The sequence below is a fragment of the Candidatus Krumholzibacteriota bacterium genome (assembly GCA_016931295.1).
Lineage (GTDB): Bacteria > Krumholzibacteriota > Krumholzibacteriia > Krumholzibacteriales > Krumholzibacteriaceae > JAFGEZ01.
The window spans coordinates 21,485-43,525 of the sequence record JAFGEZ010000039.1 but is presented as its reverse complement, the minus strand read 5'-3'; the positions used below and the strand labels follow the sequence as shown (position 1 = coordinate 43,525).

At 69.2% G+C, this 22,041-nt stretch carries 22 protein-coding genes; 10 read left to right on the top strand and 12 right to left on the bottom strand.

Features of this window, described 5'->3' with window-relative positions:
* Positions 1–199: 199 nt before the first annotated feature.
* On the bottom strand, positions 200–478 hold the full coding sequence (locus JW876_10315) for a transposase (GenBank protein ID MBN1885900.1): 279 nt from the start codon (positions 476–478) through the stop codon (positions 200–202).
* A 115-nt stretch (positions 479–593) separates the two neighbouring features.
* Here JW876_10315 and JW876_10310 point away from each other — a divergent pair, with 115 nt between their 5' ends.
* Positions 594–2,435 (top strand): T9SS type A sorting domain-containing protein, encoded by a 1,842-nt coding sequence (locus tag JW876_10310; GenBank protein MBN1885899.1) that lies wholly within the window; start codon positions 594–596, stop codon positions 2,433–2,435.
* Between the two features lie 6 nt (positions 2,436–2,441).
* Here JW876_10310 and JW876_10305 read toward each other — a convergent pair whose 3' ends face one another.
* The 4 genes from JW876_10305 to JW876_10290 form a co-directional block, all read right to left on the bottom strand.
* Complete coding sequence (locus JW876_10305) at positions 2,442–3,578, bottom strand: sodium ion-translocating decarboxylase subunit beta (GenBank protein ID MBN1885898.1); 1,137 nt, start codon at positions 3,576–3,578, stop codon at positions 2,442–2,444.
* Between the two features lie 20 nt (positions 3,579–3,598).
* Positions 3,599–5,461, bottom strand: coding sequence for a biotin attachment protein (locus JW876_10300; protein MBN1885897.1), 1,863 nt, complete (start codon positions 5,459–5,461; stop codon positions 3,599–3,601).
* A gap of 5 nt (positions 5,462–5,466) precedes the next feature.
* Positions 5,467–5,694, bottom strand: a complete 228-nt coding sequence (locus JW876_10295; GenBank protein MBN1885896.1) for an OadG family protein — start codon at positions 5,692–5,694, stop codon at positions 5,467–5,469.
* A 111-nt stretch (positions 5,695–5,805) separates the two neighbouring features.
* Positions 5,806–7,038 (bottom strand): MFS transporter, encoded by a 1,233-nt coding sequence (locus tag JW876_10290; GenBank protein MBN1885895.1) that lies wholly within the window; start codon positions 7,036–7,038, stop codon positions 5,806–5,808.
* A 175-nt stretch (positions 7,039–7,213) separates the two neighbouring features.
* Here JW876_10290 and amrB point away from each other — a divergent pair, with 175 nt between their 5' ends.
* Complete coding sequence (gene amrB, locus JW876_10285; GenBank protein ID MBN1885894.1) at positions 7,214–8,347, top strand: AmmeMemoRadiSam system protein B; 1,134 nt, start codon at positions 7,214–7,216, stop codon at positions 8,345–8,347.
* Positions 8,348–8,351: 4 nt separating this feature from the next.
* Here the strand turns inward: amrB and JW876_10280 are convergent, their stop codons facing one another.
* The 7 genes from JW876_10280 to nikR all read right to left on the bottom strand — a co-directional run bounded on the left by JW876_10280 (position 8,352) and on the right by nikR (position 15,253).
* The gene (locus JW876_10280) at positions 8,352–8,699 is read right to left on the bottom strand and encodes a DUF192 domain-containing protein (GenBank protein ID MBN1885893.1); all 348 of its coding nucleotides are present in this window, start codon (positions 8,697–8,699) and stop codon (positions 8,352–8,354) included.
* Positions 8,700–8,711: 12 nt separating this feature from the next.
* On the bottom strand, positions 8,712–9,257 hold the full coding sequence (locus tag JW876_10275; protein ID MBN1885892.1) for a hypothetical protein: 546 nt from the start codon (positions 9,255–9,257) through the stop codon (positions 8,712–8,714).
* Positions 9,258–9,606: 349 nt separating this feature from the next.
* Positions 9,607–10,923: a chloride channel protein gene (locus JW876_10270; protein MBN1885891.1), complete on the bottom strand. Its 1,317-nt coding sequence runs from the start codon at positions 10,921–10,923 to the stop codon at positions 9,607–9,609.
* Complete coding sequence (locus tag JW876_10265; GenBank protein MBN1885890.1) at positions 10,920–11,975, bottom strand: glycosyltransferase; 1,056 nt, start codon at positions 11,973–11,975, stop codon at positions 10,920–10,922. Before JW876_10265 ends, JW876_10270 begins: the two co-directional genes overlap by 4 nt.
* A gap of 174 nt (positions 11,976–12,149) precedes the next feature.
* Entirely contained in the window at positions 12,150–12,968 is an 819-nt protein-coding gene (locus JW876_10260; GenBank protein ID MBN1885889.1) for a hypothetical protein, read from the bottom strand.
* Between the two features lie 287 nt (positions 12,969–13,255).
* The gene (locus JW876_10255; GenBank protein ID MBN1885888.1) at positions 13,256–14,788 is read right to left on the bottom strand and encodes an AbgT family transporter; all 1,533 of its coding nucleotides are present in this window, start codon (positions 14,786–14,788) and stop codon (positions 13,256–13,258) included.
* Between the two features lie 48 nt (positions 14,789–14,836).
* A complete protein-coding gene (nikR, locus tag JW876_10250; protein MBN1885887.1) occupies positions 14,837–15,253 on the bottom strand; it encodes a nickel-responsive transcriptional regulator NikR in 417 nt (138 codons plus the stop codon).
* Between the two features lie 165 nt (positions 15,254–15,418).
* Here nikR and JW876_10245 point away from each other — a divergent pair, with 165 nt between their 5' ends.
* The 8 genes from JW876_10245 to JW876_10210 all read left to right on the top strand — a co-directional run bounded on the left by JW876_10245 (position 15,419) and on the right by JW876_10210 (position 21,925).
* Positions 15,419–16,129 carry a hypothetical protein gene (locus tag JW876_10245; protein ID MBN1885886.1) on the top strand — a complete coding sequence of 237 codons (711 nt, stop codon included), beginning with the start codon at positions 15,419–15,421 and terminating at the stop codon, positions 16,127–16,129.
* Positions 16,130–16,388: 259 nt separating this feature from the next.
* Positions 16,389–16,814, top strand: coding sequence for a transcriptional repressor (locus JW876_10240; protein MBN1885885.1), 426 nt, complete (start codon positions 16,389–16,391; stop codon positions 16,812–16,814).
* Between the two features lie 3 nt (positions 16,815–16,817).
* The gene (locus JW876_10235) at positions 16,818–17,432 is read left to right on the top strand and encodes a flavin reductase (protein MBN1885884.1); all 615 of its coding nucleotides are present in this window, start codon (positions 16,818–16,820) and stop codon (positions 17,430–17,432) included.
* A gap of 81 nt (positions 17,433–17,513) precedes the next feature.
* A complete protein-coding gene (locus tag JW876_10230) occupies positions 17,514–18,005 on the top strand; it encodes a ferritin family protein (protein MBN1885883.1) in 492 nt (163 codons plus the stop codon).
* A gap of 20 nt (positions 18,006–18,025) precedes the next feature.
* On the top strand, positions 18,026–18,187 hold the full coding sequence (locus JW876_10225) for a rubredoxin (protein MBN1885882.1): 162 nt from the start codon (positions 18,026–18,028) through the stop codon (positions 18,185–18,187).
* Between the two features lie 23 nt (positions 18,188–18,210).
* On the top strand, positions 18,211–18,711 hold the full coding sequence (locus JW876_10220; protein MBN1885881.1) for a ferritin family protein: 501 nt from the start codon (positions 18,211–18,213) through the stop codon (positions 18,709–18,711).
* 3 nt (positions 18,712–18,714) lie between these two features.
* Positions 18,715–20,298, top strand: coding sequence for a glycosyltransferase family 39 protein (locus tag JW876_10215; GenBank protein MBN1885880.1), 1,584 nt, complete (start codon positions 18,715–18,717; stop codon positions 20,296–20,298).
* A gap of 301 nt (positions 20,299–20,599) precedes the next feature.
* Positions 20,600–21,925 (top strand): HAMP domain-containing histidine kinase, encoded by a 1,326-nt coding sequence (locus JW876_10210; protein ID MBN1885879.1) that lies wholly within the window; start codon positions 20,600–20,602, stop codon positions 21,923–21,925.
* The last annotated feature ends 116 nt before the right edge of the window (positions 21,926–22,041 follow it).

The following is a 22,041-nucleotide window of genomic DNA, read 5'->3' as shown; positions in this document are numbered from 1 at the left end:
GCCACATCGGAGGTGTAAGTCCCGAGGCGTTTGAGCGCGCCTCTAATTACGACCTGTAGATGTCTACAAAACCGTGGGAAGTCCAGATGCTCGTATCTCTGAGTGGTCCTCGACTGCCCGAGCACCTTGCACGCCCGCCTCTCTGAGACACCAAGCGCTTCTGTGACCCTCTCCACTGCCCGACGCCTTCGCGCCGGACTTAGAAGTTTCCCCGGGACGCCTCCTTGAGTATCTCGATATCCAGGGCTTGCTCGGCGACAAGCTTCTTCAGCCTCGAGTTCTCCTTCTCAAGCGCTTTGAGCTTCCTCGCCTGGTCGATCTCGAGCCCACCAAACTCTTTTCTCCACCTGTAGTATGTGTTCTGGCTCACTCCAAGCTGCCTGCAGATCTCCGGCACCGTTCGCCCCTGAGACAAGAGAACCTCTGCTTCCCGTAGTTTTGTGATGATCTGCTCGGTAGAATACCGCTTCCTGGACATAAAAATACCCCCTCGCTCTTGACTCCAGATTATACCACTAATATCTGGATCCGTTTTAGGGGGTCAGGTCAATCCGGTCAGCGGCTGCCCGGGGGAATGGCTCAACGACAATTACGTGTATTACTCAGTGGGCGATCCCGGATATCTGTTCCACGAGCTGGACATCGGCACGATGGTGGGGAACGATCCGATCCAGGTCGCTCTCGGGGTCGCCGATCTCTGCTGGTACTGGTATCCGGCCCAGGGGAACTGCGCCGTCCACACGCCGGCGCCGTGGTTCGACAACGTGAGCGTCGTTCGCTACGAGACGCCGGGGCCGCAGTGGAGCTACAACGAGTGGGATCTCTTCCAGGACAACTTCCCGGGCGTGGAGTACAACCTCGAGTCCTGGGTCCGGGCGGACCGCGCCGAGGACGTCTCGTTGACGCCGGCCATCGTGCCGGGGGACTACATCGAGGTGACCTGCGCCTCGCCGACCGGCGGCGGCATCGACACGACCGGGGACGGGCGTCCGCTGGTCTACATGTACGTGCGGTGCAGGAACATCGGCCCGGACGCGAAACCGGACCTCGTCGGGCCCGATCTCGCGGGGGATTACTGCAGCTTCTGCACCGTTCCAGCCGTGCCGCCCTGGACCCCCCTCCAGGCCGACCGGGCGTGGCCGGACGACACCTACCGGTTCGATCTCAACGATTCCCTCTTCACGAGGGGGTACATGATCGACTACTACTTCCGCGCCTACGACCAGTATGGCCGCACGAGCGTCCTGCCGGCGGGCGCCGATACGGGAACGCCGAATCCGGCGGGCGTCCGGCCCTACTTCGAGTTCACCTGCCTGCCCACCCTGGGCAGCGACATCCTCTACGTCGACGACTACGACGGCGTCGGCATCCGCGGGGGCACGGTCCAGTACTATCACGACGATTCCTATCGGGCAGTCCTCGATCCGATGGATCTCCCGGACCGCTACGACGTCAACGCGCCGACCGCGATGGTCTCGAACGGCCTCGCGAGCCGCGCCAGGCTGATGCACCTGCTCGAGGCATACGAGACGATCATCTGGGACTCGGGGGACCTGGCCGAGGGCACGATCACCGACGGCCTCCGCCTGGACAAGACCGACGACTGCTCGATGCTCGACGACTGGCTCGAACTCTCCGATCACGACGTAAACCTCTGGATCTGCGGCGACAATATCGCCTCCGATCTCGCCGCGTTCCCCTCGCCGCAGTCGATGCGCCTCATGTTCACGAGCTGCGGCGTGAACGTCAGGGCGTGCAGCTTCTACCAGTTCTCGGGGGGATTCGGCGGGGGCGGCATCGCCATCCCGCGGGTAGACGGCTTTCCCCTCTCATCGCCCTTTTCCGGCGATATCTTCTACGCCTTCGGCGGCTGTCCCGCGGTCAACCACTTCGACGTTCTCGACACGTTGTCGGGGGGCGTGCCCGCGCTCCGGTACGAGCCCTTCGACGAGGGGACATACTTTGCCGGCGTGCGGCACGAGTACCTGAACTCGCAGTCGCGGAACGCGCAGACGATGTGGTTCGGGTTCAGCCTGATGTTCATCAGGGATTTCGTGCTGCACCAGCCCCAGATCCGCAACACCGTGATGAAACAGGCGTTCGACTGGTTCGGCACGGTGACCCAGGCCGATGTGACCGAGGCCGATCGGCCGCCGGTCGACTACTCGCTCTCGCGGAACTACCCCAACCCCTTCAACCCGTCGACGACGGTCTCCTTCTCGCTCCGCGAGCGGGGACCGGTGCGGATCGGCATTTACGACGTCGCCGGGCGGCTCGTCTGCACACTGGTGGACGAGGTCCGCGACGCCGGCCGGTACACCGAGCGGTGGGACGGACGCAACGACCGTGGCACGGCCGCCACGAGCGGGATCTACTTCTGCCGGATGGAGAGCGGCGGGTGGTTTGCCTCGCGGAAGCTCGTGCTGCTGCGGTGAGGCGGATCAGAAGAAGGACAAGAGCACGCCGGCCGCGACGGCCGAACCGATGACGCCGGCCACGTTCGGGCCCATCGCGTGCATGAGGAGGTAGTTGTCGGGGTTGGCCTCGAGCCCCGTCTTGTTGACGACGCGGGCGGCCATCGGCACGGCCGAGACCCCCGCCGCGCCGATCAGGGGGTTGATCGGGTCGCGGGAGAAACGGTTCATCAGGCGGGCGAGGAGGAGCCCCGCGGCCGTTCCCACGCAGAAGGCGAAGAGCCCCAGCACGAGGATGCCGAGCGTCTCCACCCGGAGGAAGCGGTCGGCCTGGAGCTTCGAGCCGACGGCGAGGCCGAGCAGGATCGTGACGATGTCGGTCATCGGCCCCTGGATCGCCTTGTGGAGCCGGTCGACCACGCCCGATTCCCTCACGAGGTTGCCGAACATCAGGGCGCCGATGAGCGGCGCGGCGGTCGGCAAGAGCAGGGCGCAGATCCCGAGGACGACGAGGGGCAAAAGGATCCGCTCGGTCTTCGAGACGTCGCGGAGCTGGCGCATCGCGATCTTCCTGTCCTCGGCGCCGACGAGCCAGCGCATGATCGGCGGCTGGATGATCGGGACGAGCGCCATGTAGGAATAGGCGGCGACGGCGATCGATCCGAGAAGCTGCGGGGAGAGCTTCGAGGCGATGAAGATCGCCGTGGGGCCGTCGGCGCCCCCGATGATCCCGATCGAGGCGGCATCCTTCATGTCGAAATCGAACCCCGCGTACTGGCCGAGCGCGAGCGCGCCGAGAAGCGTCGTGAAGATGCCGAACTGCGCCGCCGCGCCGAGGAGCGCCGTTTTCGGGTTGGCGATGAGGGGCCCGAAATCCGTCATCGCCCCCACGCCCATGAAGACGAGGAGCGGGAAGATCCCCGTCGCGATCCCGAAGCCGTAGATCTGCCCGAGGAAGCCCCCGCTGCCGCCGATCGCGGCGACGGGGATGTTTGAGAGGATGCCGCCGAAGCCGATCGGCAGGAGGAGGAGCGGCTCGAAGTTCTTCCTGATCGCGAGCCAGATGAGCAGGAGGCTCACGGCGATCATCACGACCTGGCCCCACGTGAAGTTCGCCAGGCCCGTCGAGCGCCAGAGAGATCCGAAGGCGTCGAGGATATCCATCGCCGTCTCTTTCCCGTCCGTCAGCCGATCCGAAGGAGTTGCTGGCCGGCGGCCACCGTGTCGCCGGGGGAGACGCCCACGGCCGTCACCGTGCCGTCGACCGGCGACCTGATCTCGGTCTCCATCTTCATCGCCTCGAGGATGACGAGCACGCGGCCGGTCCGCACCTCGTCGCCCTCCTTCACCTCGACGCGCAGGATCGCCCCGGGCATCGGCGCGCTCACGGCGAGGCCCTCGCCGCCGACGGTCTTCTTCGCGGGTGCAGCGGGCCGCTGCGGGGCCGGCCGGGCGGGCGCCGCCGGGCCGGTGCGCCGCGCGGCAAGCCGGGGCCCGCGCTCCTTGACGTCCACCTGGAAGCGGCGGCCGTTGACCTCGGCCGATCCGCCGCGGATCGTCACCGCGTAGGGCTCGCCGTCGATCGTCACCGTGTAGCCGCCGTCGCCGCCGGCGAAGGCCTGGCGGGCCGAGCCCGGCCCCGCGGCGCCCTTGCTCACGTCGAGGGCGGCGTTCCCCTTCAGGAAGGCGATGCCCTGCTCGCGGACGGTGGCCGCGATGAAGAGGCTCTCGTCGGTGGCAGGCCACTCGGCCTCCTCGAGCATCCGCCTGGCCGCGTCGATGCCCCGCCCGGGGTCCTCGTCGGCGATCTCGCGCGGCGAGCGCGTCGTCGGCTCGATGCCGAGCTGCTCGGAGGCGATCCGGACGACCTTCTGGTCGGGCTCGAAGGGCGTCTTCCCCATGCGGCCGAGAACGAGGCGCCCGTAGCCCTCGTCGATCTGGTTCCACGGCCCGGAGGCGACGTTGTTGATCGCCTGCCGGAAGTAGTGGGTGGCGACGGGCTTGATCGACGTGCCGCGCCCACCCCTGGCGATGACGTCGACGAGGGAATCGATGATCTCCTCGAGACGGCCCTCGAGGCCGAGGTCGCGCATCAGCTCGACGTGCTCGATGAAGGTGCCGCCCGGCACGGGGAGGAAGGGGATCAGCGGCTCGACGAGGGCCGCGTCGATCTGCGGCTCGTACTCGCGCATGCAGCGCTTGAGGACCTCCTCGGCCCGCATGACCTTCCGGACGTCGATGTCGAGGGTGAAGTCGGTTCCGCGCAGCGCGTGCCACATGACGAGCAGGTCAGGCTGGCCCTTGCCGCCCGAGACGGGGGCGAGGGAGAGGTCGATCGCGTCGGCGCCCGCCTCGATCGCCGCCTGGTAGCAGATGATGCTCGAGCCGGCCGCCTCGTGCGTGTGGAAGCGCACGGTCGTCTCCGGGGGCAGCGCCCGCCTGGCGCCGCCGATCGTCTCGTGGATATCGCGCGGCGTCACCGTGCCCGTGGCGTCCATGAAGCAGATCGAGTCGAAGGGGATCCCCGCGTCGACGAGCGCCCGGGCCCGCCCGATGTAATGGTCCGGCCCGAGCGGGCTCTTCGCGCAGACCGGCGGGCCCATCATCGTCACGCAGATCTCGTGGCGGAGCCCGGCGTCGACGATCGCGCGCCCGCTGAAGTCGAGGTTGCCCGCGTCGTTGAGGGCGTCGAAGTTGCGGATCGTCGTGATGCCGTGCTTCCGGAAGAGCGCGGCGAAGAGACGGATGACGTCGCTCGACTGCGGCTCGACGTCGACGACGTTCACGCCCCGCGAGAGGGCCTGGAGGTTCGCCTTCCGCCCGGCCGCCTTGCGGAAGCCGTCCATCATCTCGAAGGCGTCCTCGTTGCAGTAGAAGTAGAGCGACTGGAAGCGGTCGCCGCCCCCCGTCTCGAGGTGGGTCAGCCCGGCGTCGACCGCGGCCTCGACCGCCGGCAGGAAGTCCCTGGTCAGCACGCGCGCGCCGTAGAAGGACTGGAATCCGTCGCGGAACGCCGTGATCATGAAATCGATCTTCTTCTTGCCCATGGCTCCTACCTCGTCCTTCCGGCGGCCGCGTGCGCGGCCACGGCGGCGATCGCCGCGGCGATGCGCTCCCGGTCCTCGGCAGTGTTCGTTCGCGGCGGTTCCTGTCGCCGGGAGGGTCCGGGCAGGCGTCCCGCGATCGCGGAGACGTTGCGGAGCACGAGGACGAGCAGCCCGAGGAAACAGAAGACGACGGTCATCCCGATGACCATGAATTTCAAGCCTGTCAGCAGCATCGGACGGCCTCCGGACCGTTCGGCGGCCGCCCGAACGGCGCCGCCGGCATCAGAGCGTGAGAATAATAATGAACTCTATCCCGCGGGGAAAGGGGTCTTTTCAGACAAGGCTCATTTTACGGGTAATCCCTCAAGCGGGCGTCCGGGGATCGCCGTATCGAGCCGTCCCGCGCGAATCGAGACGACGAGATAGCCGAGGGCGAGGAGCGACATGGCGGCGAGCAGGAGGAAGGGCGCGTGGATGTCGAAGCGATCGGCGAGCCGGCCCGAGATGTAGGCGAAGGTGGAGTTGCCGACGATCATGATGTTCGAGGTGAGGCTGTAGGCCGCTGTCCGGCTCCGGGCGGGCACGGCGTTGCCGACGAGGGAGAGGTTCGCCGGGTAGATGACGAACATCGAGACGCCGAGCAGGGCGATCGCCGCCACGGCCGGCGCGAGGACGTTCGTCAGGGCGAGGACGAGCGCGGCGACGGCCACCGCCGCGAAGGAGACCCGGAGCGTTCCGGCGCGGCCGAATCGCTCGGCGATCCGCCCGTAGTACATCGCCGAGACGACCCCCGCGCCGATCCAGCAGCCGAGGATGAGGCCGGTGAGCGACATCGAGACGCCGAGGCGGTGCTTGAGGAGGCTCGGGGCGTAGTTGAGCGTCACGCCCCATGCGAGGCCGCCGAGGAGCATGAAGGGCACGAAGCGCACGACGCCGCGCGCCGCCTCGAGCCAGGAGGCCGTTTCGCGGACGAGCGGCTCCTCGATCGCGTCGGCCGTGCCCCGCGAGACGAGGAGGCCGGCGCCGACGACGAGGAAGTTCATCACCGCCCAGGCGAGGATCGGCGCCCGCCAGCCGAAGCTGTCGGCGAGAAGGCCGGTCGTGGAGAAGGCGACGAGGACGCCGACGTTGCCGAAGGCGCTCTGCACGCCCATCGCGCGGTCGAGACGGGGGCCGTGGAAGGTCTGCGAGACCCATGAGATTCCCACGGGATGGTAGATCGCCGTGCCGAGCCGCACGCCGATGAAGCAGGCGAGGAGGGCGCCCCACGAGTCGATGCGCGTCATGAGGAGCAGCGAGAAACCGACGATCGACGCGTCGAGCGCGAGCCAGCGGCGCGCGTGGCGGTGCCGCGCCGCGTGGCCGAGGAAGGCCTGGAAGATGATGGCCGTCACGAGGCCGATGAGGATCATCGTGCCGATGTCGGTGTAGCTGCGGATCAGCGTTCCCTCGTCGTGGAGGAGGGGGAAGACGCTCGGCAGGATGACCACGGAGGCGTCGTTGCAGGCGTGGTGGATCGCCGCCGTCGCCATGACGCGCCGCTGCGCCGATGCGATTCTCGTGCCCGTGACCGGCATCGTCTCCTCCGTCGACGGGCGCGCCCCCGCGGCGCGTCCGTCGGGACAATATACGCCGGCCGGCCGCCGGAAAGAAGCGCAATCCGCCGCGGGGTCTGGACGCCGGCGGCGATGGTGGTGTACGATTGTCATGAGCGGCCCGCCCGGGCCGCCGGAACGGGAAGAGGAGGAACGGATGACCCGAATCGGATACGCGGCCATCGCCGCGGCCTGCATCCTGTCGGCGGCTGCGCCGTCCGTGGCCGGCACGGTTCGCATGCCGGTCGACAGCGTCGGCTACGCGACCACGCCGGCGGCGATGCGGCAGGTCGTCGACGAGCTGCAGCGATGCGAGTACGACCGGCTCGCCGCGAACGAGAAGACCGACCGGCGGATCGGCTCGCGCGCCATGATCGGCGCGATCGCCCCCCACGACGACTATCTCTACGCCGGCCCCGGGTACATCCACGCGATGCGCGGGGTCCGTGCGCCCCTCGTCGTCCTCGTCGGCGTCTCGCACGCGGCGCGCCGGCAGGGGATCGAGGGGAAGATCGTCTTCGACGACTTCGACGCGTGGCGGGGGCCCTTCGGCGACACGCCGGTCTCCGACCTGCGCGCCCGCCTGGTCGAGGCCCTGCCGCCGGAGATGGTTCTGGTGAGCGGCGAAATGCACGCCGCCGAGCATTCCCTCGAGGCCTTCATCCCCTTCCTCCAGTACACGGAGTACCACACCGGCGAGTGCCGGTTCTCGGAGCGGTACCGCCGCCCCGCCCCCGCCATCCTCCCGATCCTCGTCACGCGCTTTCCCGGCGAGCGGATGCCGCGGGCGGCCGGTCTCGTCGCCGGCGCGCTCCGCGCCCTCCTCGACGAGCGGGGACTCGCGCTCGGCCGCGATGTCGTCGTCCTCGTCTCGGCCGACTGCGTCCACTACGGCGACGAGGGATGGGGCGGACGGAACTACGCACCCTTCGGCACGGACCGCGCCGGCTACGAGCGCGGCGTGGCGCAGGATCTCGACATCATCCGCTCGAGCCTCGTCGGCCCGATCGACACGGGCAGCGTCTCGGCCTTCCGCGGGCGGGTCGAGCGCGACGACCTCGAGTGGCCCTACCAGGTGACCTGGTGCGGTGTCTACTCCATCCCCTTCGGGCTCACGCTCCTCGCCGAGCTGGCCCGGCTCGAGGGGCGCGGCGCGCCGGAGGGGGTCATGCTCCGCTACGGGACGAGCCTCGAATCGGCGGACGCCGGCCTCAGGGCTGCGGGGCTGGGGACGACGAGCGACGCCACGCTCCGGCACTGGGTGGGGTACGCGGCGATCGGCTACTGGTAGCGGATCAGCAGGGGTCGAGGTCGAGGACGTCCCCCCGGCGGGTGCCGGTCTCCTCGATCCGGTCGGGCGGCAGCTCGAGGGCGCTCACCGCCCCGGACGCCGATTCGGCGAGGCAGTTCGGCGGGAAGCGTTTCAGCACCTTGACGATCCGCCCCCCGTGATCGAGAAACGCGATGTCGATCGGGCCGCGCACGCCGACGGTGCAGATCGCCTGGCAAGGACTGATCCATACCCCGCAATCCCGCGGCATCCCCGTGCGGTTGATGAACCGGAGCGTGTTCCTGAACCCCGCGTTGAGGTTCAAGAGCCGCTCGACGAGCACCGTTCCGCGGGTCGTGTTCCGCACCGACATCCGTTCACCTTCCTAGAGCGGCACGCCGACGAGGAGCGCGGCGAGCACGGCGAGCGCCGTGCCGCTGCTCCAGTCGAAGAGCCGGGAGGCTGCGCCGCCCGCCGCGCCGCCCGCCGCGGGGTCGCCCGCGGGAACGCATCCGGCCGGCTCCGCCGCGAAGAGGAGGCGGTACCGGGCGGCGAGCCGTTCGCCGCAGAGGGGGAGGCCGCACCGCGTCACGTGCTGCGCGGCGAAGAAGAGGAAGGCCACGACGTAGACGACCGCCGCTCCCGCCGGCCCGAGCAGGGCCCCGGCCGCGAGGGAGGGCGCCACCTCGCGCGCGGTGACCGCGCCGATGACGACGAGCGGCGCGGCGAAGACGAAGGAGAGGGCCGCGCCCGAGAGGGAGAAGGCGATCCCGCCCGCGCCGCCGCCGGCGGCGTGTGCGGTGACCGCCGCGGCGGCGAGGCCGACGCCGAGGACAAGCCGCCGCCGGTCGTCCCGCATCGAGACGACGGCCATCACGAAGAGGACGGCCATCCCCTTGATCGCGGCCGCGTGCGGTATCAGACTCTCCATTCGTTCTCCCTTCCCGTCCGTCGTGCCGGTGACTTCAACGGACAGTACAACAAGATGCGGGCCACGGGGGCAAGAGGCGCCCCGGCCGGCCGCCCGGCGGGGGCATCGAACCGCGGCCGGGCGGCCGATCGAACGCGGGCACGCGAGTTACGGCTGTCGCCGCGAGTGCCGCCCGCGGGGCGCCCGGCCCCGGCCGACCGCCCCGCCGCGGCGCGGTTGGGGAATATTCCCCTGCCCGGGGCGGGGGGCGGGGGGGCGCTGGGCGAGAATGCGGCGCGCCGGACGGGCGCAGGCGCCGCGGTTGCCACGCGGGGCGGATCGTTCCCGGTTGTTCCCCGGGATGCCCCGGTCAGCCGGTGAGGTCGCGCAGGAGGGGGCCGCCCGCCGCCGCGTCGTCGGCGGGAACGCGGGCGTATTCGTAGATCGTGCGGCTGCGGAAGAGGACGAAGGAGACGACGCCGCCGACCGCCGCGGGGATGACGGTTCCCGAACCGAAGACGGCGCACGAGATGATGATGGCGGCGATGGGTATGTTCATGACCGCGCCGAGGGCGGCGGACATCCCGCAGGCGAGGAGCCCGGTCCAGGAGGCGCCGCCCGGCGCGACCCCAGCGGCCGCGGCGACGAGCGCCCCGCCGCCGATGCCGAGGATGACGAGCGGGCCGGTGAATCCACCGCTCAGCCCCGAGCCGACCGTGGCGGAGACGGCGGCGATCTTGAAGAGGAGGAGCAAGGCGAGGAAGAGGGCCGGTCGAAGGAGCGCGCCGCCGGAGAAGACGCGGCCGGAGGCGACGTCGGCGAAGAGATCCATCGAGGTCGAGGAGATGGCCCGGCCGCCGGCGAGGAGGATCGCCGCGACGACCAGGCCGCCCAGCGCCGCCCGCGCCGCGGCGCCCCCCGGCAGCGCCCGGAAGAGGAGGGCGGCCCGGCGGAACGAGACGATGAAGAGCATGCCGATCCCGCCGGCGACGATGGCGGCGACCGGCGTCCAGAGGAGGTCGAGGCCCGCCATCGAGCCGCCCGCGGGCGCCGCCTGGAAGACGGGGCTCTCGCCGAGGATGACGGCCGAGGTGACGAACGAGGCCGTGCCGGCGAGGAGGGCGGGGAAGAGGTCGGCGTAGCGCATCGATTCCCGGCGGAGGATCTCGGCGGCGAAGAAGGCCCCGCCGAGCGGCGAGTGGAAGATCGCGCTCACCGCCGCCGCGGCGCCGCAGACGGCGGCTGTCCGCGCGTCGTTCCCGCCGGCGAGCCCGGCGGCGGCGAGGAGCCGCGCCACGAGGCTGCCGATGCCGGCGCCCATGCGCGCGAGCGGCCCGACGATCCCGCCGCTGCAACCCGATCCGAGCGTGATGACCGTCGCGGGGAACTTGAGGATCGTCGCCGCCCCGTCGAGCATCCCGCGGCCCTGGTTCACGGCGAGCAGGTACGAGGGGATCCCCTCGCCGCCGGCCCCCGGCACGCGGCGGAGGATCGTTGCGCCGACGAGGGCGGCGCCGGCGATCGGCAGGAGGAATGCCCCGCGCGGCAGCGATCGCGACAGTTCGAGCGCCAGCTGGAGCGACCGGTCGAATCCCGCCACGAGGAGCGCGCCCAGGACGCCCGTGACGGCGGCGACGACGATCCAGCGGGCGACCACCACCGCCCCATTGCCGCGCGACCCGTTCACCCGTTCCTCCCCGCGGCCAGTTTTTCGAAGGCCCGCTCGACGGATCGCATGTTCGTCTCGAAGAGGCCGCGTTCGCGGATGATGCCGGCGTTCCGCTCGCGCGCGCGGCTGGCGAAGGCGGGGTCGCCGAGCACCCCGGCCACCGCGGCGGCGAGCGCGGCCGGATCGTCCGGCGGCACGAGGCGGCCGTTTTCGCCGTCGACGATCCACTCCCGGTTCGCCTCGATGTCGGTGACCACCGGGACCGCGCCGCACGCCATCGCCTCGAGCAGCGAGACCGAGGTCGAGTCGGACCGCGACGTCGACACGTAGACGGCGGCCGTCCGCAAGAGCGCCGCGATCCGCGCCGGCTCCATCCGTCCCGTGAAGACGATGCCCTCGCCGAGGAGTCCGGCGCGCCCCTCGAGCCGCGTCCGCTCCGGCCCGTCGCCGCAGACGACGATGCGCGCGCCCGCCTCCCGTATCGCCGGCGCCGCGTCGAGGAGGAGATCGAGGTTGTAGACGGGATGGAGGTTGCGGGTGGAGACGACGAGGGGCGGATCGCCGTCGTCACGGTCCGCCGCGTTGAAGATCCTCTCGTCGACGCCGAAGTAGGCCTTGACGATCCGGTCGGCCGGGACGCCGGCCTCCCGCGCGACGGCGGAGAGGTTGTCGGCGTCGGTCGTCACGAGGTCGGCGCGGCCGAGCGTGTACCGGATCTGCGCCCGGTGGATCGCCGAGGAGGGATAGTCCACGAGAAGGTCCGAGCCGAGGGCTGAGACGACGACCGGCCGGCGGCCCGACAAAACGCCGACGAGGCCGTACCCGCCGACGTAGAGGGCGTTGACGATCGCCGGGTCGAAGCGGGCGATCTCGCGGCGGATCGGTCCGAGCGCGGCGAGGTAGCCGGCGAGTCTCGTGGGCAGCCGTTTCGGCAGTCGCACCGCCGCGCCGCCGTATCCCTCGACGCTCTCGAAGGAGAACAGGAGCGTGTCGTGGCCGCGGCCGGAAAACCAGCCGGCCCAACGCCTCACGTGGTTGAGGGAACCGTCCCCGATGAATGCGATCCGCACCGTGCCGTCCTTCCTCCGAATCCGATAGGGGAGGGTAGCACAGAACGACGTGGAGGGAAACCGCCGATCGGCCGCCGGCGCTCTCCAGGACGAAAACGGCGGCGGGAAGTGTCTTCCCGCCGCCGTCAGCCGATGCACCGGGCCTCGCCCGGCCGGTTTCCGCGATGATGATGCCTAGTCGAGCTGCTTCTTGATCGCGCCCCAGGAGCTGTCCTCCGTGCCGGCGCCGAGCGCCTCGGCCGCGGTGCCGATGAAATCGGGCATGTCGTCGCCCGGGCAGCCCAGCTCGTTGTAGTCGCAGAGCTCGTCCTTGTACATCTCGCCCTCGTCCTTGGCGGTGCCGTTCGGCCTGCTGCCGACGGGGTACATCATCAGGTAGGCGTCGGCCGCGTCGATCGCCGGCTGGATCGAGGGATCGGAGCCGTTGGCCACGTTCAGCTTGGCCGCCATGAGGTGCTGGGCGAGGATGATCGTGATGTCGCCCTTCGTGGGGGCGTCGAACAGGTCGAGCGCCGCCGCCATCGACAGCGTCACGCCGCCGAGCGTGAGCTCATCGACCGGCCAGGCCTCTTCGTGGTTCTTCCAGTAGCCGGGCGTGTAGTTGCAGTAGTCGGGCGTCGTGTCGCACTCGCAGACGAAGCCGACGCTGAAGGTGCGCTCGTCGCTGCCGAGCGCGCTCGTGAACCAGAAGCGTCCCTCGGCGGTGTACTCGCCGCAGAGCTCCATCCCCCATGCCTCCATGAAGGAGAAGGCCTCGTCGGCGTCGGTGACGTTCACCATCCCGTCGAATGCGGCGATCTCCGTCGAGCCCTCGAGGAGCGTCACCTCGTAGTAGAGGTCGACGTCGTCGCCGCTCACGAGATAGATCGAGCCGTTCGCCCACCAGCCGTCGCAGTCGGCGCCGGCGTAGAATTCACGGAAATGGTTCGCGGACGCGGGCGCGGCCATCGCGAGCACGAGCACGGGCAACAGCAGGAACAATGCCTTCTTCATACCGGGTCCTCCCCTAATCGATGTCTGAGCAGAGCTGATTTACCTGAGCCGGACTGCACCTTGCAGTCGAGAACAATTCTAGCATAGGTGGAATGGCCCATGCAATCGAATTCGCTGCCCTTGCGCTCATGAAAAAAGCCGGCTCTCCGGGGATTGCGCCCCGGGCCGGCCTTCCCACACGCGTGGAAGAGAGTATTGCGCCCATAGTATGAGGCAGGATCGCCGGCCTGTCACCGGGAAAATTTCCCGATCGGAAAAACGTCTCGCCCGGCCGCCGCCCGCCCGCCTCAGCCGGGAAGATGGATCGGCGCGTCGGGGCCCGTCGGCAGGCCGATCAGCATCCAGACGGCGAGGAGGATCGTCCAGAAGATCCCGAAAACGACGGAGTAGGGGAGCATCGTCGCGGTGATCGTCCCGATCCCGTAGCGCTCGTCGTACTTCTGCGCGAAGGCGACGATGAGGGCGAAGTAGCTCATCATCGGGGTGATGATGTTCGTGATCGAGTCGCCGATCCGGAAGGCCGCCTGCGTGATCCCCGGGTGGTAGCCGAGCAGCATGAACATCGGGACGAAGATCGGCGCCATGATCGCCCACTTCGCCGAGGCGCTCCCGACGAAGAGGTTGATGAAGGCGGAGAGGACGACGAAGGAGACGAGCAGCCAGACGCCGGTGAACCCGATCGTGCGGAGCAGCTCGGCGCCCTTGATCGCCAGGAGCACGCCCATGTTCGAGTTCTTGAAGTAGTAGACGAACTGGCCGGCGAAGAAGACGAGGACGATGTAGCCGGCGAGCCCCTTCATCGACGAGGTCATGTGCTTAACGACGTCCTTGTCGCTGCGGATCGTCCCGACGGCGATCCCGTAGGCCAGCCCCGGCACGAGGAAGAAGAGCATGATCGCCGTGATGAGCCCCGACATGAACGGGGAGCGCAGGAGCGATCCCGTCTCCGGATTGCGCAGGATCGCGCCGGCGGGAACGGTGAGCAGCAGCAGGACGGCGACGAGGAGCGCGACGGCGGCGCCGGCCCAGGCGAGCCCGCGCTTCTCCTTCCCCGAGACCTCGTCGAACCGCTCCGTCTCGCCCTCGTACCGGCCGAGGCGCGGCTCGACGAACCGCTCGGTGACCCAGGTGCCGAGGACGACGACGAGGCAGGCCGAGGCGAGCATGAAGTAGAAATTGACCGCCGGGTTGATCCGCATCGCCGGATCGACGAGGTTCGCCGCCGATTCGGTGAGCCCGGCGAGGATCGGATCGATCGAGCCGATCAGGAAGTTGGCGCCGAATCCGCCGGACACGCCGCAGAAGGCCGCCGCGATGCCGGCGATCGGATGGCGGTGGACGGCGGCGAAGATCATGCCCCCGAGGGGGATGAGAACGACGTATCCCGCGCTCGAGGCGAGGTGGGAGAGGATCCCCGCGGCGACCACCGCCGCCGTGATGAGCCGCGGCGGGGCGGCAGTGACGAGGTGCCGGAGCAGGGCCGTGATCAGGCCCGATCCGTCGGCGACGCCGATGCCGATCATCGCCACGAGGACGATCCCGAGCGGCGGGAAGTAGACGAAGTTGTCCGTCGTCTTCGCGAAGATGAACCGCAGGCCGTCCGCGTTCATGAGAGAGACGGCGCTGATCGTCTCGCCCGTGCCGGGATGGACGGCCGTCACCCCCGCGCGGAGGACGATCTCGGAGATGACGACGACGGCGAGCGCGAGAAGCGCGAAGAGCGTCGCCGGATGGGGCAGCCGGTTGCCGACCGTCTCGATGCGGTCGAGGGTGCGGAGCAGGAACGGGCGCCGCTCGGTGCTGTTCGTGGTCTCGTTCATGGTGCACTCCCGGGATGGCGGGCGCGGCGGCCTCGGCCGGCCGCATGTTCAGGTGATGTTTCTGCCCGCGGTGGCGGGGATGAGCCGGCCGAACTTCACTCCCTTGAGGGCGATCAGTTCGTCGGCGATCGCTCGTACCTCCTCGGGCGTTCCCCTGATGATCTTCGCCTCGAGGCAGTTGTGGTGGTCGAGATGGAGGTGGAGCGTGGCGATGGAGGCTCCCGGGCGATCGTGCTCGCGCTCGAGCATGCGCGCGGACAGCTCCCGCTGGTGGTGGTCGAAGACGATGACGAGCACGCCGATCACCTCGCCCGCGGCGGCTTCCCACTCGCGCTCGACGAGGGCGCCGCGGACGAGGTCGCGGATGGCCTCGGAGCGGTTGGGATAGCGCCGTCGCTCGACCAGCCCGTCGAGCGCGGCGAGCAGGGCGTCGTCCATCGAGACGCCGAATCGGGTCGTCTTCATCGGATGTCCTTCCCCGTCCGGGTGGCCGAACGGTAACGCCTTGAATGTAAAAGCGTTCTCTCCCGGCGTCAACCGGTTTTCCGGCCGGCGGGTTGCCGGCCTTGCCCGGTGCACGCAGGTGGGCTATGATCGGCGGCGCACCGGGGGGATGCGGAAAGGACGTCGATGGCGAGCGCAACCGACGATGCACGGCTCATCCGCCGGGTCTACCGGCTGCTGCTCGACGCGTACGGGCCGCGCGGCTGGTGGCCGGTTACCACTCCGGGGGAACGGGAGCCGCGATACGTCGGCGGGCCGGCCGACGAGCGGCAGCGGTTCGAGGTGGCCGCCGGCGCCCTCCTCACGCAGAACACCGCGTGGAGAAACGCGGCGCTGGCGATCGGCCGCCTCGCGGGCGCCGGCGCGCTCGATGCGGACCGGATCGTCTCGATGCGCGAGTCCGACCTCGCCGAGCTCGTCCGTCCGTCCGGCTTCTACAACCAGAAGGCGGCGCGGCTGCGTTCGCTTGCCCGGTATCTCGCCGGCGTCCGCGCGCCCACCCGCGAGGGGCTGCTCGCCATCCGCGGGATCGGTCCGGAGACGGCCGACTCGATCATGCTCTACGCGCATGGCGAGCGTCTCTTCGTCGTCGACGCCTACACGCGGCGCATCTTCGGACGGCTCGGGCTCCTCGACGGCGACGAGGGATACGAGGATATCCGGCGCCGTTTCGAGGCGGCGCTTCCCCGCGACGTCGATACATACCGCGAATATCACGCGCTCATCGTCGAGCACGCCAAGCGCCATTGCCTGCGTCGGCCGCGCTGCGCGGGATGTCCGCTGGACGGGCCGTGCCCGGCCAACAAGGATCGGCGCCGACAAAATGAGAAGAAATGACTATTTTATTCTTGTAGAATCCAAACGAAAATGTAATATAATCGACTGTTTGCTGCCGCGAATGGGGGGTGCGAATCCATGCGGATCGGCGCGCGGTGCTCATTTCGCCGATGCCCCGCTGCTTTGCGGTGATCGGAGGGGACCTGTGTATCCTGCGTGACGGGGGAGCGTTATTTAAGAATCATTCTTGACTTTACGCTTCTCTGCCCGTACATTGTAGGTGGAACACCACGTGCGCGGTTGAATGGAGGCCGGTCCCATGGAATCGTTCGAATCGACCATACAGAAGCTGCGGGAGAACGGGTTCAAGCTGACGCCGCAGCGACTTGCCGTCGTGAGGTACCTCCTCGGCAACACGATGCATCCGAAGGCGGAGACGATCCATGTGGACCTGAAGCGGAAGTATCCGAGCCTCTCCTTCTCGACAGTCTACAACACGCTCAACACGCTCGCGTCGATCAACGAGATCCAGGCCCTTCACATCTTCGACGACCATCTCATCTACGATCCGAACACGTCGCCGCACATCCATTTCCTCTGCAGGTCGTGCGAGCAAATCATCGACATCGACCTGAAGGGAACCGACATGATATCGATTCCCGTCACCGAGATCGACGGGCACAGGGTCGAATCCTACCAGGTCATCTTCCGCGGCACCTGCAAGGACTGCAGTCAGGGAGGCTGACGGTTGGTCGCACAGCGCTGGACCTGCGCGACGTGCGGATTCGCCGTCGTATCCACGTTCCCGCCCGACACCTGTCCGAAATGCGGCGCCGGCGCATCGGCCTTCGCAACCGCCGCGGCCTACCGGTTTCCCCCCGATGAGCTCGAGAAGGTCCGCCGGGCCTGCTGGGGGGTCTCCTACGGACTCTACCTCGTCTCCTCGATCGACGGCGACCGGATGAACGGCCAGATCTGCAACACCCTTTTCCAGATCACCAGCGATCCTCCCCGGTTCGCCATCGGCATCAACCACGACAACCTCACGCACGAGTTCATCGAGAAGAGCGGCGTCTTCGCCGCGACGATCCTCGGCAGGAACGACATGCGCATCGTCCGGCGGTTCGGGTTCCGGTCGGGCCGGGATTTCGACAAGTTCAAGGGCGTGCCGGTCGTCGTCCGCCGCACGGGGTGCCCCGTCTACGAGAAGGGGATCGGTTACATCGAGTGCGAGGTTCTCGCGGACAAGACGGTCGACGCGGGCACGCACAGCATCTTCATCGGCGACATCGTCGGCGGCGAGATCTTCCGCGACGACGAGCCGATGACCTACGCCTGGTACGCCGCGAACAAGGACGCCTGATCCCGGCGCTTCCCTTCGGCGGCGTGCATGTGGTATGTATGATTCCCGACGGATCGTCGTCGGAGCGAAAGGAGAGGGCCGGTGAACGAGCACGACCAGGCGCTTCGGGAGGCGCTCGAGAAAGCCATCTACCGCGAGATCGGCGCGCGTGACTTCTACGGGAGCGTCGCCGGGACGATCACGAATCCCGAGGGGCGCGACCGGTTCCGGCATCTCTCCGAGGACGAGGAGGCGCACCGGGCGAAGCTCGTCGGGTGGCTCGAGGAGCGGCTCGGCGTCCGGTTCGTTTTCGACGACGCGAAAGGCGCCGCCTCCGAGATCCAGGGTATCGAGCTCTCCGCGCAGACCGGCGCCTTCGAGGCGCTGAAGCTCGCGATCGAGGCGGAGACGAACGCGGAGGCGTACTATCGCCGGCAGGCGGCAGCGTTCGACGACGCGGAGCTCGAGAAGCTGCTTCTCGAAATCGCCGACGAGGAGAGCGGGCACCGGTCGTTGCTCGAGGCCGAGCTGAACTCCCTCCGGGGCGGCTTCTACTGGTTCGACATGGATTCGTCGTCGTTTCTCGAGGATTAGGACATTCGAAAGGAGCAGAGATGGAAAAGTGGAAGTGTCTCGTTTGCGGTTACGTGTACGATCCCGCGCTGGGCGATCCCGATAACGGCGTCGCGCCCGGCACCGCCTGGGCCGACGTGCCGGACGAATGGGTCTGTCCCGACTGCGGCGCCGGTAAGGACGACTTCGAGAAGATGGCCTAGGATCGGCGAAAGGACGCGAAGCCATGAGTATCAGGTTCAACGCCGACGAGGTCTTCCGGATGGGGATGGACGTCGAGAGGAACGGAGAGGCCTATTACCGCAAGGCGGCCGAGCTCGCCGCCGACCCCGCCGTGAAGAAGGTGCTCCATTACCTCATGGAGGAGGAGCGGAAGCATTACGACATCTTCCGCGACATGCAGGAGAAGCTCTCCGGCGAGGAGGCGCGCCCCACGGTTTCCGACCCGGAAGACCAGGAGCACCTGTATCTCGACGGGCTCGTCAGGTCGCGCCTCTTCAACGATCCCGGGGAGGCCGAGCGGGTCGCGGCCGCATCCGACGGGATCGAGGCGCTCCGCAACGCGCTCGTATTCGAGAAGGACACCATCCTCTTCTTTCTCGGGATGAAGGATCTCACGCCCCATGACCTCGGCCGGGACAAGATCGACCTGCTTATCGCCGAGGAGCGCGCGCACGTCGTGAAGATCTCGGAGGAGATCGCGCGAGCGCGGGAGCGGACCGCCTGATCGATGCGTAACAATCGACCGGGGGCAAACGCCCCGGGAACGCGCGAATACGCCATGTGGGGCATCCTCGTGGGGGGTGCCCTCGCGCTTCGAGCCGCCTTCTCCGGCGCGCGACTCGCGTTGACCGGCGACGAGTTGCACTACGCCGAGATCCTTCATCGTTTCCTCCACGGCCGGTTCCTCGACGGGATCTCCGGCTACTGGTCGTATGCCTACCCGATGCTCGCGTGGCCCTTCGGGCGCCTGCTCGGCGACGCAGAAGCCGGGCTGCGACTGCTCTCGATCCTCGCCGGCGCGGCGACGGTCGTTCCCGTCTCCCTCGTCGCCCGCCGTCTGTGGGGGGATCGCGCTGCACTCTTCGCCGGCCTGCTCACTGCGCTCCACCCGCTGCTGATCGAGTTCTCGACGGGGGCCTTCACCGAGAGCGTCTTCTCGCTGCTGCTCGCGTCGGCCCTTCTCGCCGCGATCGGACTGTTCCGCGGCGGCGGCGTTCTGCGCGCGGCGGCCGCCGGCGGGTTGCTCGGACTCGCGTGGCTCGTGCGGCCCGAGGCGGTGGCCGTCCTCGCGATCATCCTCCTCGTCTTCCTCGCCGGCGGGGCGGTTCCCCGGGCGAGGCGGGTCGTCCTGGCCGGCATCGTGGCCGGCGTCTTCCTTGTGCCCGTGCTCGGGCACGGCGTCCTGATGCACCGCGCGACGGGGCGCTGGACGACCGGGTCGAAGGCGGCGGTGAATCTCAGCTCCCCGGTCATCTGGGAGGAGGGACTCGAACGCGAGCGGTTCGTCTACACCCTCGACGAGACGGGGACGCGCCGGCGCATCGAGACGCTCGGCGAGCGCGGCCTCGCGGAGGTCCTCCGGGAGCGGGGAGGAACGATCGCCGAACACTGGCTGCGCAATCTTCTCCGCTCGCCCGCCGCGATCCCCGCCCTCCTCGTCTCGCCGCTGCTCTTCCTGCTCGTTCCGCTGGGCGTCGCGGGGCGCCGGTGGCCGGCCGGCCGTCGGGCGGAGGAGACGCTCCTCGTTCTCGTCGGGCTCTGCCCCTTCCTGCTCTACTCCCTTTTCCGCGTCCAGGTCCGGTACCTCGAGCCCTTCCTGCCCGTCTACCTCCTGTGGGGAGGGGCCGGGTGCGTCGTCGCCGCCGATTGGCTGCGGCGGGCGCTGCCGGGCCGGGGGTGGATCGCGACGGCGGCCCTCTTCGCCGTCTTCGCCTCGCTCGTGCCCTTCGGCGCCACGAAGTACCGCGCCACCCGCGCCGGCCAGCGTCCCGAGTACCGGGAGATCGGCGCCTGGATCCAGGAGAACGTCGAAGGCGCGGTCGTCATGGCGCCCCCCGGCTGTCCGGTGAGCTACTACGCGGGCGATCCGGTCGCCTCCTTCGTGCCGTGGACCGATCCGGCGGGACTCGTCTCGTTCGCGCGGGCGCGGGGGTTCACCCACCTCGTCGCCGACGAGGCGTGGCTGCGCGAACGGCGCCCGACCCTGGCCCCGCTCCTCGCCGGCGGGCCCGTGGCGGGGATCCGGCCGCTCCACCGCTTCGAGACGCCACGCGGCGCCGTGCTTCTCTACCGGTTCGACGACCGCCCCTGATGCCGGCGGCGTCGCCGGCCATCCCCTCCGGCGGCCTCCTTCGCGACACGCCCGACTCGATCCCGTTCCGCCCCATCCTTCCCCGTCGTTCCGTGTCGTTCCCCGTTGTTTCCCGTCGCTCCGTGACGTTTCCCGTCGCGTTTCGTTCTTTCCGGTTCTTTCCCGTCGTTGTGAATGGTTCTTGCAACTTCCCCCGCGGGACGCCCTTCCACCGGGAAGCACGCCTGGCGACGGGCGGTTTCCGGCCGGAAGCGGCTTCTTTTCGACCGCCCGCGCGGGCGGGAAGAAGAAAGGACGCTCGGTGAAAACGGTCACGAACACGCTGCCCGCCGCGGCGCCCGTATCGCGAAATCAGACCGCGTGCGGGACGATTCGCGGATTCGTCGACGCGCTCGGCGCCGAGCCCGCTCCCGCCGACGTCGCCTCCTCGCTCGTCGCGACCGCGACGGGCGAAATTGGCATCGAGCGCGCCCGGTGCCTGCTCGCGTCGACGTGGAGCCGCCGGCTCGAGCCGTCCGACGGGGGGGAATTCCCGGCGATACCGGTCGACGGCGATTTCGGACGGTGGCTGTGCCGTCTCGAGAAACCGGCCGCGATGGAACGCCGGCCCGGCGGCGCGGACGCGGGCGGGACGGCGGTTCGCGCGCTCGCCGCCGAGCTGCCCCGCGTCGTTCCCCTGCGTTCAAACGACGGCCTCCTCGGCGTCCTCTTCTACGGCGCGAAGCGGGGAGGCGCGCCCCTCGACGACGAGGACAGCGCCCTGCTCGAGACGGTCTCGCGGCTCGCGGCGTTCGCGCTTGCCGACGCGTTCCGGCGCGCGACGCTGCGCGCTGCCGGCGAGGAGCTCGGCCGGTTCGCGGCGGAGAAGGCGCGGCTCCTCGACCGCGCCGGGTGCGAGCTCGAGGCGCCCCTCTCCGTGCTGAGAAGCGCTCTCTGGTCGATCGAGACCGAACGAATCGAGGAGGGGCTCCTCGTCGACATGTCCCGCGACGCTGTCGGACGGCTGCGGGGAAAGGTCGACCAGCTCGCGTCCCTGAACGGCATCGGTCGCGACGGCGCGCCGCCCGATCTCCGGCCGGTCGATCTCGGCGATCTCGTCGACGACTGCCTCCGCGAGCTCGTCGCGGAGTTCGAGGCGAAGGGCCTCTCCGTCGAGGTCGCGAACGGCGCGGAAGCGCTCCGCCCGCACGTCGACGAGGAGAAGATGCGGACCGTGCTGCGGAATGTCGTCGAAGCGGTCGTCCGGGCGGCGCCGCGGGGCGGCGTCGTGCGCGTGTCGATCGAGCTCGACGACGAGGCCCCAAACGGGGAAGGGAACGGGGCGGAGGGCGCCGGGCCGCCGGAGGCGCGGTTCGGGCCGGTCGAGCCGCTGCCGGTTGGCCTCGACGCGGTTCCCGCCGGCGCGGCGGCGCCGCGGATCGCCGTTCGCGTCGATGCCGGCGACGGGCCGGCGGACGACGTCGACCGGACCCTCGCCGCGATCCTCGGCCAGGCCGGCGAAATCACTCCCGGGCCGGCGGAAGAGGAGATCGGCATCGCCGTCTGCGCGATGATCCTCTCGAACCGCGGGGGCCGTCTCGAGCGCACGGGCGGCGGATTCGTCGTCCGGTTGCCCGTGTCGAACTGACGCCCGTCCGTGGCGTCCTTTCCGCGATTTCCCCGCACGGGAAACGAAAACAATCCGGCGGCGCGCACCGGATGCCCGGCCGTCACGGGAAGGGACACAAAAAAAGCGCCCCCGCC

Coding starts and splice junctions, on each gene's coding strand:
- JW876_10305 (MBN1885898.1), bottom strand. CDS start 3,578: ATGGATATCCTCGACGCCTTCGGATCTCTCTGGCGCTCGACGGGCCTG.
- JW876_10245 (MBN1885886.1), top strand. CDS start 15,419: ATGGCGAGCGCAACCGACGATGCACGGCTCATCCGCCGGGTCTACCGG.
- JW876_10280 (MBN1885893.1), bottom strand. CDS start 8,699: ATGTCGGTGCGGAACACGACCCGCGGAACGGTGCTCGTCGAGCGGCTC.
- JW876_10260 (MBN1885889.1), bottom strand. CDS start 12,968: ATGAAGAAGGCATTGTTCCTGCTGTTGCCCGTGCTCGTGCTCGCGATG.
- JW876_10215 (MBN1885880.1), top strand. CDS start 18,715: ATGCGTAACAATCGACCGGGGGCAAACGCCCCGGGAACGCGCGAATAC.
- nikR (MBN1885887.1), bottom strand. CDS start 15,253: ATGAAGACGACCCGATTCGGCGTCTCGATGGACGACGCCCTGCTCGCC.
- JW876_10225 (MBN1885882.1), top strand. CDS start 18,026: ATGGAAAAGTGGAAGTGTCTCGTTTGCGGTTACGTGTACGATCCCGCG.
- JW876_10295 (MBN1885896.1), bottom strand. CDS start 5,694: ATGCTGCTGACAGGCTTGAAATTCATGGTCATCGGGATGACCGTCGTC.
- JW876_10300 (MBN1885897.1), bottom strand. CDS start 5,461: ATGGGCAAGAAGAAGATCGATTTCATGATCACGGCGTTCCGCGACGGA.
- JW876_10255 (MBN1885888.1), bottom strand. CDS start 14,788: ATGAACGAGACCACGAACAGCACCGAGCGGCGCCCGTTCCTGCTCCGC.
- JW876_10290 (MBN1885895.1), bottom strand. CDS start 7,038: ATGCCGGTCACGGGCACGAGAATCGCATCGGCGCAGCGGCGCGTCATG.
- amrB (MBN1885894.1), top strand. CDS start 7,214: ATGACCCGAATCGGATACGCGGCCATCGCCGCGGCCTGCATCCTGTCG.
- JW876_10220 (MBN1885881.1), top strand. CDS start 18,211: ATGAGTATCAGGTTCAACGCCGACGAGGTCTTCCGGATGGGGATGGAC.
- JW876_10315 (MBN1885900.1), bottom strand. CDS start 478: ATGTCCAGGAAGCGGTATTCTACCGAGCAGATCATCACAAAACTACGG.
- JW876_10275 (MBN1885892.1), bottom strand. CDS start 9,257: ATGGAGAGTCTGATACCGCACGCGGCCGCGATCAAGGGGATGGCCGTC.
- JW876_10240 (MBN1885885.1), top strand. CDS start 16,389: ATGGAATCGTTCGAATCGACCATACAGAAGCTGCGGGAGAACGGGTTC.